The sequence below is a fragment of the Peribacillus psychrosaccharolyticus ATCC 23296 genome, assembly GCF_000305495.1.
Classification (GTDB): Bacteria; Bacillota; Bacilli; order Bacillales; family DSM-1321; genus Peribacillus; species Peribacillus psychrosaccharolyticus.
Map to the genome: position 1 here is coordinate 1 of NZ_AJTN02000034.1, position 13,621 is coordinate 13,621.

The 13,621-nt window shown below is 39.0% G+C and carries 15 protein-coding genes, 2 pseudogenes and 1 riboswitch; of the genes and pseudogenes, 4 read left to right on the forward strand and 13 right to left on the reverse strand.

Annotated features, from left to right (window positions below):
• The 6 genes and pseudogenes from WYK_RS04035 to WYK_RS04055 form a co-directional block, all read right to left on the reverse strand.
• Window positions 1-1,051 (reverse strand): annotated as a pseudogene (locus WYK_RS04035) (hypothetical protein); the annotation flags it as partial.
• A 378-nt stretch (window positions 1,052-1,429) separates the two neighbouring features.
• Entirely contained in the window at window positions 1,430-1,600 is a 171-nt protein-coding gene (locus WYK_RS25440) for an alpha/beta fold hydrolase (protein ID WP_235782433.1), read from the reverse strand.
• Between the two features lie 370 nt (window positions 1,601-1,970).
• Complete coding sequence (gene queE / locus WYK_RS04040; RefSeq protein ID WP_040373318.1) at window positions 1,971-2,693, reverse strand: 7-carboxy-7-deazaguanine synthase QueE; 723 nt, start codon at window positions 2,691-2,693, stop codon at window positions 1,971-1,973.
• On the reverse strand, window positions 2,690-3,163 hold the full coding sequence (queD, locus tag WYK_RS04045; RefSeq protein WP_040373319.1) for a 6-carboxytetrahydropterin synthase QueD: 474 nt from the start codon (window positions 3,161-3,163) through the stop codon (window positions 2,690-2,692). The genes queE and queD overlap by 4 nt, the downstream gene beginning before the upstream one ends.
• A gap of 2 nt (window positions 3,164-3,165) precedes the next feature.
• Window positions 3,166-3,825: a 7-cyano-7-deazaguanine synthase QueC gene (gene queC / locus WYK_RS04050; RefSeq protein ID WP_040373329.1), complete on the reverse strand. Its 660-nt coding sequence runs from the start codon at window positions 3,823-3,825 to the stop codon at window positions 3,166-3,168.
• Between the two features lie 55 nt (window positions 3,826-3,880).
• A riboswitch (PreQ1 riboswitch) is annotated at window positions 3,881-3,924 on the reverse strand.
• Window positions 3,925-4,178: 254 nt separating this feature from the next.
• Window positions 4,179-5,529 (reverse strand): annotated as a pseudogene (locus WYK_RS04055) (transposase).
• 212 nt (window positions 5,530-5,741) lie between these two features.
• On the opposite strand from WYK_RS04055, the gene WYK_RS04060 reads away from it, so the two are divergent.
• From WYK_RS04060 to WYK_RS04075, 4 genes are all read left to right on the forward strand, one after another.
• Entirely contained in the window at window positions 5,742-6,515 is a 774-nt protein-coding gene (locus WYK_RS04060; RefSeq protein ID WP_040373320.1) for a Cof-type HAD-IIB family hydrolase, read from the forward strand.
• Window positions 6,516-6,550: 35 nt separating this feature from the next.
• Window positions 6,551-7,459 (forward strand): helix-turn-helix transcriptional regulator, encoded by a 909-nt coding sequence (locus WYK_RS04065; protein WP_040373321.1) that lies wholly within the window; start codon window positions 6,551-6,553, stop codon window positions 7,457-7,459.
• Between the two features lie 77 nt (window positions 7,460-7,536).
• Window positions 7,537-8,052 (forward strand): DinB family protein, encoded by a 516-nt coding sequence (locus tag WYK_RS04070; RefSeq protein WP_040373322.1) that lies wholly within the window; start codon window positions 7,537-7,539, stop codon window positions 8,050-8,052.
• A 123-nt stretch (window positions 8,053-8,175) separates the two neighbouring features.
• Window positions 8,176-8,745: a YdeI/OmpD-associated family protein gene (locus tag WYK_RS04075; RefSeq protein ID WP_040373323.1), complete on the forward strand. Its 570-nt coding sequence runs from the start codon at window positions 8,176-8,178 to the stop codon at window positions 8,743-8,745.
• A 190-nt stretch (window positions 8,746-8,935) separates the two neighbouring features.
• Here the strand turns inward: WYK_RS04075 and WYK_RS04080 are convergent, their stop codons facing one another.
• From WYK_RS04080 to WYK_RS04110, 7 genes are all read right to left on the reverse strand, one after another.
• The gene (locus WYK_RS04080; protein ID WP_051387301.1) at window positions 8,936-10,168 is read right to left on the reverse strand and encodes an MFS transporter; all 1,233 of its coding nucleotides are present in this window, start codon (window positions 10,166-10,168) and stop codon (window positions 8,936-8,938) included.
• A gap of 182 nt (window positions 10,169-10,350) precedes the next feature.
• Complete coding sequence (locus WYK_RS04085) at window positions 10,351-10,614, reverse strand: hypothetical protein (protein ID WP_235782434.1); 264 nt, start codon at window positions 10,612-10,614, stop codon at window positions 10,351-10,353.
• A gap of 27 nt (window positions 10,615-10,641) precedes the next feature.
• Window positions 10,642-11,436: a nucleotidyltransferase domain-containing protein gene (locus WYK_RS04090; protein WP_040373325.1), complete on the reverse strand. Its 795-nt coding sequence runs from the start codon at window positions 11,434-11,436 to the stop codon at window positions 10,642-10,644.
• Window positions 11,437-11,545: 109 nt separating this feature from the next.
• Window positions 11,546-11,806, reverse strand: a complete 261-nt coding sequence (locus tag WYK_RS04095) for a DUF4190 domain-containing protein (protein ID WP_040373326.1) — start codon at window positions 11,804-11,806, stop codon at window positions 11,546-11,548.
• 26 nt (window positions 11,807-11,832) lie between these two features.
• On the reverse strand, window positions 11,833-12,222 hold the full coding sequence (locus WYK_RS04100; protein ID WP_040373327.1) for a hypothetical protein: 390 nt from the start codon (window positions 12,220-12,222) through the stop codon (window positions 11,833-11,835).
• A gap of 72 nt (window positions 12,223-12,294) precedes the next feature.
• Complete coding sequence (locus WYK_RS04105) at window positions 12,295-12,771, reverse strand: GNAT family N-acetyltransferase (protein ID WP_152526400.1); 477 nt, start codon at window positions 12,769-12,771, stop codon at window positions 12,295-12,297.
• A 129-nt stretch (window positions 12,772-12,900) separates the two neighbouring features.
• Window positions 12,901-13,575 carry an HAD family hydrolase gene (locus WYK_RS04110; protein WP_235782435.1) on the reverse strand — a complete coding sequence of 225 codons (675 nt, stop codon included), beginning with the start codon at window positions 13,573-13,575 and terminating at the stop codon, window positions 12,901-12,903.
• Between the last annotated feature and the right edge of the window lie 46 nt (window positions 13,576-13,621).

The following is a 13,621-nucleotide window of genomic DNA, read 5'->3' on the forward strand; positions in this document are numbered from 1 at the left end:
GATCACTTCCGTTCCTTGTTTCTGCACCGTTCAGTCCTGCTTTATAATAGGAATCAGGTTGTATGGAAGATGAATCAAAACGAGAATCTTGAATTCGGTCACCCGTACTTCCCATTTGATAGGCGTCGGAAGTTCTTGATAGATAAGGAGATGAAGTAGATATCCCATCGCCCATATTTCTATTCATTTCGTAAGCTCCAGTCGATTGTGTGTTCAGCGGATTGTCTCCATTTAAACGGAAGTCCACCATACGATTCTCGCCATCTCGTAAACTGGTATCAGCAGCACCTAGTGGGCTTATTTGTTCCATCCCTTCGGCACTTGGACGATAGAATGCACTTCCTTGATTATTTTGCATCCATTGAACATTCCCCCCAGGGAAAAGCTGACTCAAGCCGGATAGAGTCTGTCCGTTTAATCCACCTAGTTCACTAGAATTAGCAATTCTTTGCCTAGAAACTCCACTCAATCCATGACCAACACTACGCCCAAACTCTCCTTTACCAAATATGGAACCAACCGATTCACCAATATTTCCAAAAAACTCTCTCCGGTTTTGGATATTTTTCATGGAATTTTTGAAACCATCTGTTCCTTTAGCTGATTTAATAGAATCCTTTATGCCCACTCCACCTGCAGCTAGATTCCTTGAACCTTGCAAAACACCCTTAGACAGTGAACCGCCTAATCCTGAACCAATCCTAGCCCCCATGGGGCCGGCTACGGCTCCTGCCATTCCTCCAACGATAGCTCTTGTGACACCTACTGCTTTTTTCGTGCTAGCCCATCCTTTTGAATGTTCTCCTGTTGCTAAACTACTAATCTTTGTTCGATTATTATCATCTTTACTAAGATTTAGTGATTCTTGGGACTGTTTACTTGGTTTATTGTTTTCGTGTAATTGCCCCTGTACCCCACGAGCAACCGCTCCAATGGATGCAAAAGCTGTTCCAGTCATCACACTGCTCATTTTTGCTGAATCTGATAACTTAAGCCATCCTAGAACTAGACTAGTTAATGGTAGGAAAAATAATAACATCCCCATTTTCATAAAAACCCCACCTTCGCCCGGGAGCAATTGAGAGATTTGGATGAACATGAAAATTAATAGAGCATGTACACTTTGTAAAAATACAAGGCCGGTTAATTCTTTAAGCCATGTACTAAAAAAGAATCTAATACTAGGAAACATTAGAGATAAACCTGCTAATGGAGCTAACATAAGCAAAATGAAAATAAATACTTTCCTGAATATATAAACAGCGCCCATTCTCTGCTCATCTTCCGTCGCTCTTCAATCGGTGTTTGTCCGTCATTTAATGAATCCATTATCTCAATAATCCGCTCGTAGTTGGGATTTTACGGACAGTAGATGCTGCTTGGATCTACCCCCTATTCCACACTTGCTGCGGCACCCCCAGCAATGATCTTATCTAATGACGAGTTTGAGAATAGCATATTTCAACGCAAGCATCCCTCCAGTAGAATGACCTGCAAACGCCCACTTTTCCAAGTTCAATGCTGAACGAATACTCTCTAAATCCAACACGGTTTCATCGAGGCTATATTGGTCATCGTATTCGGCTTTAACAGAATGCATTAGAAAAAGCCAGTAGACAATGTCAACTGGCCTTTCCATTTTTGATAAATGAAAAGCTTAATTAAAACAGGCATTTAAGATATGAATTTCCCCATTAATTGCAAATATCTGTGGTTCAACGCCTATAAGATGTATCAGAAGGTTTTCCAAGGATTGCAATAAAAAATAAATCGGCATCCCACATCTGATTTCCTGTATCTGTAGTTAACTATTCATCAGCTAATATAATACTCCGCAGCGTCTGGTAACCAGTGCCGCTAAATGATTTAAATTGACCATCCGAATTCGGGTGGTTTTTTTGTGAAAATAGCGTCTATATCAGAAAAAGCCGGATCATTTCCCGAAGGAAATAGTACCCGGCTTCACTGTGTTACACTCCTCTTTTATTCCCCCATACCAATGTATGGAGCTGGGGCAGGACACTGACGTTTCGCAGGTCGTTGTCGTTGATGACTTTCTCAATTAATTGTTCATATTTGATTAATAGTGAGTGAACAAGCTCGTTATTATCTAGTGTTGCTGCATCCTCATTGCCTACTTGAAAATAAAAAGGAACCTCAGGATATCTCCTGTGAATGTTTTTGGCATAGTGATAATCAGCATCATCAAAAACAACGACCTTTAAGCTGACGTGATTCTTGCTTGCTTCCAATTTTTCCAGAATTGTATCCAACACTTCATAGTTGGTGATCATCCTCGAGCTTGGGGGCTTCGGTGAAATCGTCAACTGATCAATCTCTCCAAACCACTCCTGCCATTTGCTGCCCTGGGTTTCGAGACAAATCTGAATTGATTTTTCCTTAAGCAGTCGGACTAGACCGTCTAAATTTCTTAATAGCGCCGGATTACCACCAGAAATAGTCACCATTGAAAAGCCATTGCCACCGAGCACCTGCAGCTTCTCCCAAATTTCCGTTGGCTCCATTTGCTTAATGCTGTTCTTGTCGCTTCCATCCCAGGTAAATGCCGAATCGCACCAAGCACAGGAATAATCACAGCCGGCGGTACGGACAAACATCGTTTTTTGGCCAATAACCATGCCTTCGCCTTGAATCGTCGGACCAAAGATCTCCATGACCGGGATTGTACTCATGACTCCATCCACTCCCTTGTTGCTTCGGCATAGCTTGTCGGTGTTTCATAGAGACGGACAAATTCAACCCTTGCGCCGCTGTATTGTTCACACCGATTGATGATCGCTTTTGCCATTTTTTCATAAATCCAAACGACTAAATTCTCCGCCGTTGTATTCATCAACGGCAGCGTTTCATTTAAATAGCGATGATCAAGGGAAATTTCAATTTCTTGCTTCCAAATCGCTTTAATATCGGCGAAATCAATCAATAATCCTCGCTCATCGACGAACCCGCTGATACCAAAAATAACCCGATAGGTATGCCCATGAAGACTCTTGCATTTCCCTTCATAACAATGTAAATGATGCGCCGCATCAAAGGTAAATTCTTTACTCACCAGAACACGCTTCTTATGATAGCGAAGTTCTTTTCTCGTAATATCTTCATCTATTTTCTGCAGCTTATCGACAATGTTAAAGCCATACATAATCAACACTCACCTCGACTAAGTAAATACTCATCAAGGCCTGTTTGTCTTAATTTGCATGCCGGGCACTCGCCGCAGCCGTCAGCTATTACCCCGTTATAGCAGGTTAACGTTTTTGTACGGACAAATTCAAGTGCTTCCAAATCATCTGCCAGCTTCCACGTTGCGGCTTTATTGATCCACATCAGTGGTGTATGAATCACAAACGAGGCGTCCATTGATAGATTCAAGGTCACATTTAGTGACTTAATAAACATATCTCGGCAATCTGGATATCCGCTGAAATCCGTTTCGCAAACCCCGGTGATAATATGCTTGGCACCGATTTGACTGGCAAGAACGCCCGCAAAAGATAAAAACAGCAAGTTTCTGCCAGGTACAAAGGTCGACGGCAATTCCCCGTTTTCGCCCTCACGCACAGCAATATCATCCCGCGTCAGCGCATTAGGTGCCAATTGATTGAGTAAGGACATATCGAGGATATGGTGCTCTACTCCAAGCTCGCTTGCAATCTGTCTGGCACAATCGATTTCCAGCCGATGACGCTGATTATAATCAAAGGTGACCGCCACAACCTCTTTAAACTGCTGCTTTGCCCAGAACAAGCACGTTGTACTATCCTGTCCCCCGCTGAACACAACTACCGCTTTTTCGTCTTTCATCAACCTGTTTTCCCCTTTTCCACAAAAAAACAGCGCTACTAAGAAAGCAGCACTGTTTTCCTTAGTTTTTTTAAGAGGGTCGCTAAGAACCTCTTCCGTTGGCACGGATGGTATGAACTTTTCCATCTTTATTTTAACACATTATTCTATTCATATCTGCAAGCAAATTCTAAAAAGCCTGTTCTTGGCATTTCCATCCACCTAATAAGATTTAGGTAATGACATATCCAATATATTTTACAGCCTATATTCTATTTATCGGAATTATTAAATGATTGAAGTAATGTCATAATTGCTTTTTCTGAAAAAAAATAGACTTACCGAATTCTATAGGTCTCGAGAAAATTTTTTCATTAAGCTGCTTGTTGTTTTAGTAATACATTTAAGCGATCGCATGCTAACTTTGAGGCATTATATACCATCGTGACGATATCTAAATGAATTTTCGCCCGTTTACCTGTGCGATACCGAACGTTATCAAGTTGGAAATACCCTTTTAAATAGGCGTTAACTCGTTCAACAGCTGTCCGTTTTTTGAATAAGTTTTTCCAGGCTACTGATCCTCGAGCAGGAGCTGAATATTTACGAAGGTCCGTTGTAATCTTCATTTTGAATATCTTTTGACATAGATGATCATGGGCCAATGGACAGCCTTTACACTCTTTTGGCCGGGTATATTTTAAGGTTTCGTATTTGGCATCGAAACTATCGTATCGGTAAGAATGTTCTCGTACGCAGGTTGGGGCAAAGTGTTTATCAAAACCTATCGGTTCTGGCTCATTTCGCTTATTGTACGCAATAATCGCGCGATGACCCCTATCATGAATTTGTTGATAAATGGGTTCGAAATCATACCCTGCATCCATTGTATGAAATCGAATGGTTGATAGAGGCACGAGTTCGTGAATCCCTTTTAATAAAGGGATGGTTGTATTTCCATCATTTAAATTTCCAGAAGAAAATAGGGATTGTAGGATATATTGACTTTTTGTCCCCACTGCTAAATGAGCTTTGTATCCATGCCAAAAGACATTTTTCCCTTCGCTATTTTCTTTACTCCCCATTGAGGGTCTTGTCGGACCGAAGAACGAAGTTCAATCAAAGGACTAGGTAACTGAGCTTCAATTTTCTTCTCGAAGACAGAAAGAGTGGCTTCTTTTTCAGCTTTTGCCACTAACCAACTTTTACGGTCTATTTTGAACTTGCGTCCTCGTTTTTTCGGTTCAGCTTTAGGCTGTTCGTTTTTAAAGGCGCTTTATCACTTGCTTCGAAATGTGTGGCATCAATGGCCACTGTATCATCTGAGATAAAACCTTCCGTAATGGCTTGATAAACCAGAGAATTCTGAGCCTTTTCAAGCACATTGGATTCACTCAACTTGGTTAAGAGTCTAGAATAAGCTGCCTCAGATGGCGTCTTGTCTGAGACTAGGAATCCACATTCTAACTTAAATAAGAAATCTTGATTTAACCGTTTAATTAAGTTTTTTATCGTAGGAATTCTTTCAACAATTCGAACACACATAGAGCTGGTCATGGCGGCATAGTTAAGTTCGACAGGTGCTCCAAATCGTGAATTTTCGTTCACTTCGCGGAAAATCAATTCCAGATCAATCGCTGAAATAATGGCTTCATAACGTTGGGTAGGTTCTAAATCAAAAAGTTCTTGCAGGTCAAATAGGCTTCCTTGTCGTATACTAGTGATAGGGAGTCTTCCTCCAGTCTTAGAGTTTGTTCGTCACTTACTCATTTCGACATTTTGGGGATGTACTCCTTTTTTTGCGTTTCAAAACCCTTGGGGCTCTAAGTTTAAAATTTATGAAATCGCCTCAGTATAATACGTTTTTTCAATAAATTTCAAAAAAACAGTTAATTTATGGTACGATTTCAATTATACGACTAACTAAGGAGATTTACATGGATTATAAGATTGTTTTTTTAGATGTGGATGGAACAATTACACACCATGAAGACGGCAGTATTTCAGATTCGACCAAAGCAGCGATTAGAACATTAAAAACCAAAGACATTCATGTCGTGGCAGCGACTGGCAGGCCCTTATCGATGTGCGAAGAAATTAGAGAATTGGGTGTTGATACGTTCATCACCGCAAATGGCGGATATGTGAAGCACCATCACAAGGTGATTCATAAAGTGGCATTGGATAAACAGATTATTCAAGCAGTCTTTGACTTTGCACAAACAGAACAACATGGACTTTCCTTCTACACAGAAGATTTTTGCATGAATGGGGTAAAGAATCCGGACATTTCTTCAGCATTAAAGGAAACATTGTCTTTAACGGACTATCCCTCTATCAACCAATTAATCTATCATGAAGAGGTATACTTAATGTGTTTGTTTGCGACAGACCAACAAGTTGAGAAATATAGACACCGATTTCCGCATTTAACCTTTAAAAGATGGCATCCTTATGTGCTGAATGTACTGCAAGAAGATGTCTCAAAATCGTTAGCCATCAAAAAGGTCTTAGAGTTCTTTGCGATTGATCCACATGAAGCGATAGCCTTTGGTGACGGAGAGAACGACATCGACATGCTCGAAATAGCAGGACTTGGCATAGCGATGGGAAACGGGAGTGAAAAGCTAAAAAAAGCGGCTGATTTCGTAACGAAAAAGTCGAATGAAGACGGAATCGAATATGCTTTAAAGAAATTTGGTGTCATTTAATCAAGAAATAATTTAGGATATGGACGGGGATAGATATGAAATTAGAACGATTGATCTCAATGATTTACAAACTGCTGAACCACGAAGTTTTATCTGCATCATTGCTTGCTGAAGAATTTCAAGTGTCCAAAAGAACCATTTATAGGGATATCGATGTGATTTGCGCTGCTGGGATTCCGGTCATATCTCATCAAGGGATTAAAGGCGGATATGGAATAATGGACGGATACAAGATGGATAAAAGCTTGCTTGGTTCGTATGATGTCGATTCTCTGATCACCGTGCTTAGCAGTCTTTCCACCGTGTTTGAAGATGAGCGTGCGCAAGGGACAATTGAACGCCTTCAAACCGTTGGAACATCGCCGCAGACTCCAAGTTTAGCAGTGGATTTAGAAACCCTCCGTACAGATCCCGATGCACTACGTCATTTACGTGCGGGCATTACGGAACGTAAAGTCGTCTGTTTTGATTACATCAATGCAAAAAACGAACGAACAACAAGGGATATAGAACCGATAAGGCTTCATTTTAAATATAGCAATTGGTACATTTATAGTTTTTGCCGAACACGACGAGATTATCGAGAGTTCCGATTATCTCGGATGATGAATTGCTCCCTGACACAGGAAACCTTTCAACCCCATCACGATGCGCCAAAAGAAACGGATTTATTACGGCAAGATCAGGTGAGCGAAGTGGTGTTTCGGGTGGGACCGAAGGCATTAGCAGAAGCAATGGATCATTTTCACCAGGCTGATAAACAATTTCATGACGATGGAAGTTTGACCATGCGCATCCCCGTTTATCAGCCGTTGGAAGCTCGATGGCTTTTGTCGTTTCTACTGAGTTTGGGCAGCGGAGTCGAAGTCCTTGAGCCGTTCGAACTGCGTGGAATCATAAAAGAAAAACTTCAAAAAACGCTTCAACTTTATGAAGAAGTATGACAGACAGTTGTCATACTTCTTTTTATATTATAAAGACAGAACCAAAAACAAATACAAATTAAAAGGAGACGATTTAAATGAATCATCCGGAAAAAATGTACAATTACAATGCATGGGCTACTCAAACTCTCTTAGGACGCATCAAGGAACTCCCGTCCTCAGTACTGCAACAAGAAGTAAACACCTCGTTTCCTACCATCGCCGAAGCGTTCGCGCATATCTACGCGATTGAAAAATGTTGGCTGCAAGTTCTAAGTGGTGTCAGTATGCCGAAGGCGCTGGAAGCGTGCCTTCCACTTCAACAAGAAACCCTTAGGTACTCTGTAGATGAATTCGTGATTGCCTTTAATGAGTTAGCAGAACAATACAAATTATGGTTCCAAAGCCAAGACGACTTAGAGCAAACCATTGAGCTCGAAAATCCGTACGCTGGAACACGCAGCATTCAATTAGCAGAAATTGTACTGCAAGTGGTCAACCATGGCACATACCACCGCGGCAATGTTTCGGCCATGCTGCGCCAATTGGGCCATGCATCTACCATGAATGACTATTCTCTTTTTTGGTATCAGGAACCTGCAAAATCGATTTAATTGGATAACGGAGCATGACGTGAATGAACACCCGTATAACTGTAAATCTTCGAGATAAAGAATAGGATAAAAAGGTCGGTACTTCTACAGCCTTTTTGACTGAAAGGAGATGATCATTTATTTATGGAAATGGAGAATTTACTACCAGCTAAATCGAGAAATGAATTAAGGGATTGGCTGCAGGAAAATGGGAAGACTGAAACATCTTGTTGGGTAGTTATCAGTATGATGCCCAGACCAGATACGCTTTTCTATTTGGATGCGGTAGAAGAATCTTTGTGTGTTGGATGGATTGATGGAGTAAAAAAGAAACGATCTGAAACGCAACTCTTGCAGAGACTGTCTCCTAGGCGTAAAGGAAGTTCATGGACTGAATTGAATAAAGAACGTGTCCGCCGCCTCGAAACGTTAGGGGTAATGAACGATGAAGGAAGAATGGTATTACCTGCCTTGGATCTCGTTTCGTTTAAACTAGATAAAGTAATCGAGCAAAGGCTAAAAGAAGATGCGCAAGTATATGAGAATTTCAAGGGATTTCCAGCTCTTTATCAAAGAGTTCGAATCGACACGATACAAAGCAATAAAAAGCAGCCGGAATTAATGAAGAGTCGATTAGACAAATTTATCAAAAACACAAAAGAAAATAAAATGTATGGACAATGGCATGATTATGGACGCCTGCTAGATTATTAAGTTACGAAGTACATCAAGGGCCGCTTATTTTGGCGGTCTTTTGAAACACCCTCATTTTTTATCTCGAATTTCTTGCAAAAGCTCAATTACTACCACATTTTGCTTTTCAATAGATGTATTTATCTTCTCAATATTGTTTCGATCGAACAAACAAAAAACCAACGAAATCGTTGGCTTTTGTCTAAATCCTTTACAACTGGTTTTCAACATCATCGTCGATGGACAGTACTACATATTTTCTAGAGATGATGAGCGTAATAAACGACACACATAATGCGGCTGCGGCAACCATAAAGACAACCATTAGACTATACCGCTCGCCCACGACTCCCATCATCAGCGTTGATAGTCCGAAGGTCATCATGTTTAAAGAACTCTGTACGGCATATACCTTTGCCAAACGTTTTTCCTTCACTAGACTTTGGATGATTGTATGAATCGAAATCATCCTTAGTTCTTCGAATAAACCAAATATCCCTATAAGTAAAAGCGCCACGACTGGAATTTCATTCATTCCAAATAAAAAGGTCATCAAAAAAACCATAAAGCCTCCAAGCAATAACACGTTCTGATTATGCTTATTAATGAAATCAGCATGCCGATAAGCAAGGATTCCAGCTAGAAATAACCCTAATAATAAGGAAGTATTTATATACCCCCACCATTCTGTCCCCACATGGAGCCTTTGGTCGATAAAAGGAAGTAAAATGGAGGACACCCAAACTGGACTTGCTAGCGAACCAAAAAACAGAAGTAGGTGAAGAATTCGCAGCCTCTTATCTTCTAAGATGATTCTCCAGCCCTCTAACATGGAAGTCATTTTACTTCCCTTAACTAATCGTTCTTCCGCTTGTTTCGTTTCATTGACATTAACAAATACCAGTAAGCATGTAGAAACCACATATAAACTAAAAGTCAGCATTAATAGCCCATTAGCATGTAAAAACGCAGATAATATCCCCCCTGCAGCCCACCCACCCATCTGAATAAATTGATAGACTGAAGACATAAGGCTATTTGCTTTAAATAAATGTTCATCTGAAACCAGCTGCGGTACTAACGCACTGCTTGCGGGATGAGCGAAACTATCTAAAAAGGTGATACAGAATATAATGAAGTAAATCCCCATAAACGTATCAGACGATAAAAAGAATGATACGTATAATGTGAGTACAAGCAAGATACATGTTTTACCTAATTGAGAGTGAACCAAAATCCATTTCAACTTATAACGATCAATAATCAGCGGCGCTGCTAAACCGCCTAAAAACCCACCAAGCATATTGATTACAGGAACCAGTGAAACATAAAATAATGAATTTGTTACATTGTATACACTTGTTATGAGCGCAACAATATAAAAAACATCTCCTGCGTTAGCAAATGATTGACCTGATACCAATCGTTTAAAAGACTTCTCCAATGTAAACATCCCCTTTTGTTTTTTAGAGAATATAAAAGATCGATTTACATTGGATTCACTCCTTTTAGAATTTGATAGATCTAACAGGTTCTAATAGCGAAAGGGGATTCGCTAAAGATTAAACTAGTTATACTAAATGATTAGAATCTTTCGCACTAAACGACCGCGAATTCGCGGCCAGCTTATAAAGCATCTACATACTGCTTAGCTTCTAGTAATGACAGCCCTAGAACCTCTCTTGCTTTTTTAACAGCTTGAACGTCCTTTCCTTCTTTTAAAAGTTTACGTAATTCATCATTGATTGGATGCTCAGGTATTTCTACTTGTAGAGCGATCTGATCTAATGTGGCTTTCATACTTTTGAAACGCATTTCTAGTTTAGTAAGCTTGTCATACAGCATAAAAATGATGACTAATAATACTCCTAAAATTATATATTCCATCATAATCACTCCTTCTAGCTGATATTCGTTTTAAACCAAAATACTTGCTTCATTTGTAAAGTTTTGACGAGCCCATTCACCCTCGATCTTTACGATCTCATATACCGCCTGACGTTCAGTCGGCGGTTCATCTATCCAATTTAACAGGGTATGAATAATCGATTCTTTCTCTGGGAAGTAGTGGAGAAAGACTTCAGATTGCTCACCAAGTCGTGTTGACCAAATCTGAGAACGCACCATGACCATTGAATAGTATGTACGAATGAGTTTACGAGCGAAGACATGTGAAAATCTTTTGAAATCTTCATTAGAAGGAGATTTTATCCTCTCTAACGTCCGAGTAACAGCCTCACCAATATCACCATTAAAGCGAATGGCTATTTCTGATGTAAGCTTGTACGGACCAAATTGCTCTCTTACATCCTCTCCATAGACACAAACACAGAGTTCCTTAAGAAAAGCATTTTCGTAATAATTGGAGGGATCCATTGTATAGTTGTAGTCTCCAACTGCTATGCCAACCTCGCGGACCAAAGAACAATACTTTTGAGACAGAGCTCCAGCAAGTTTCGTTAATTCAGCTAACTGAACGTTGCCATCAAACATCGCAATAAGATCCAAATCTGATTTAAAAGCAACCGCTTCCCCTCTTGCTACGCTCCCGTACAAATAAACACTATGCAATTGAAGAGGAAACAATTTTTTAAGACTTTCAACAGATTCTTGAATACAAGGGACGTAGACACGATCAATTTTATCTATACTAACATCGCTTACGATAAATCCATTAGAATCTAGACCATACCCAGCTCTTAAAGTCAGCATTGCATCTCTCCTTACACTGCATCTAATGATTTAGCGTGTTAATAATAAGCCGCCTAGTTACATAAAAAAAATGTTGCCTCCCTAACACCTTTTCAGTAAAAACAATCTATTAGTCAATCATAAAATAAACACTGATTGACAAGAGCAGAAGGATAATGAGAAGGAACTGAAAACATATCCCTACGATACTACAGACCCTGCCTGTAATAGCTAACCCTTTACCCCTTTCATTTGAACGCTCAATTTCTATAATACTTTTAGATGAAATAAAGATTCCTATAATACCAAGGATTATGCCAATGTAAGGGACGATTATAGCTAATATTCCTAAAGTTAATGAAACTATGGATTTATTATTTGTCTTTACCACTCCGTACCTCCTTAGAAACTACGCCCCTATTTGTTCAACAAGAGTTCAAATAGCTTATGTGTTTGATTATCGCTTATTTTGTAATAACCATTCTTATCACTACTTAATAGAGTCTCTTCCTTATCAAAATTTTCTAAGACATCAATAGCTTCCTTAGATTTATCTTTGTAGATAAGTTGAATCTTGTATGTTGGTTCACCTGCAAGTTTATAGGTCTCATTAAGGTCATTTGCCCTATTCAATATTCCTGTGACAGCGGCTATTTTTCGTTTATCACTGGTAGTTTTTCCATATTCAAATGCTTCGTCATATTTTTGCATGGTTATCTCTTCGATTTTAGAAAACCCATTATAAAACATATTAAAGCCTATAACGATTATAATAACGAACAAGATTAATATAAATATCTTCTTCATATAACTCCCTTCTTACCTCTCCTTAACTATCGGATCTACCTGATACAATGAAATACTGGCTAACACACCACATTAGGAGGTTAGTAAATTAAGTTTTAACTTTAAACCTTCATGCGTTGCTTTAAAACCTAACTTTTCATAAAACCTTAATGCATTTGGTCTGTTTTTATCAGTTGTTAGTTGTACCAAATGGCATCCCCGGACTTCTGCACGTTGAATGGCCCATTTTATTAGTTCAGTCCCAACACCTTTTCCTCTTACAGAAGCAGATGTTCTCACCCCTTCAATAGTAGCTCTCCATCCACCTTGATGTGTTATATATGGTGTATAAGTAATTTGTTGTACCCCTATCACTTCCTTGCCAGCGCAAGCCACTACTAACTCATTATTAGGGTCAGATGTTATCGCCTCAAATGCCTTTAGATAACTAGTAGGAAGGGGATGCTCATAACGCTCACGTTCACTTCCCAACACATCATCTGCAAGCATCGCAACAATGGACTCTAAATCTTTTTCAGCAGCCATTCTGAACGTTATTTCTGTATGCAATCAAATCCCCCTCCTAAGAAATAAAATAAGCCTAATGAATAACATAGTTAAACAACTTACCGTGAATTCAATTTCTATACATTATTTTCAAAGTTGAAAGTTGCCGAGTCGGATTTCCCTAGCAACTTGTTATGGAAAATAACTTAATAAAGTATCAAAAGAATTGATTTCAGCATATGGTTTTATTCCAGTATCATTCTTAATTTTATAAGGATTAAACCACATCCCCTTTATATGTGCATTTTGACAGCCGCCAATATCCTTTTCTAAGTCATCTCCAACGAATAATGCATCTTCCGGCTGCACATTCAGCTGGGTTAATGCTAATTCAAATATGCGTTTATCAGGTTTCTTAAAGCCCACTTCTTCAGAAATAATGACTATATCAAAACAATTATGTAAATGCGTGTTCATAATTTTTGCTTTTTGTCTCTTAGTCGAACCGTTTGTGATAATTGCCACTTTAACGTGCTTCTTTATCCTATTTATGATTCTTATAATACCTTCATCTATTGAAAAACAATGAGGAAAATTATAATCCCAAAATTCTAGAATATAATTGTGCGGCAATCTATATTTAGGTGGAAATTCCTCAAAAAGTGATTCTATCACTCTTGTTTTATCACTAACTCCATAAGATCTATGATCATATTCTTTGAATTTCTGTAACATTTCTTTTTTTGTTGAATCATTTGTATCCTCATAATATTTCTTTAAAAGAATAAAAAATAGTTTTTCTACTGCCTTATCCCTATCTAGTAAAGTATCATCTAAATCAAATAACAACGCTTTATAACCTATCAAATCACTTCTCATCCCTTCTCAAAAGGTATAAAAATTCAAGGTGAAT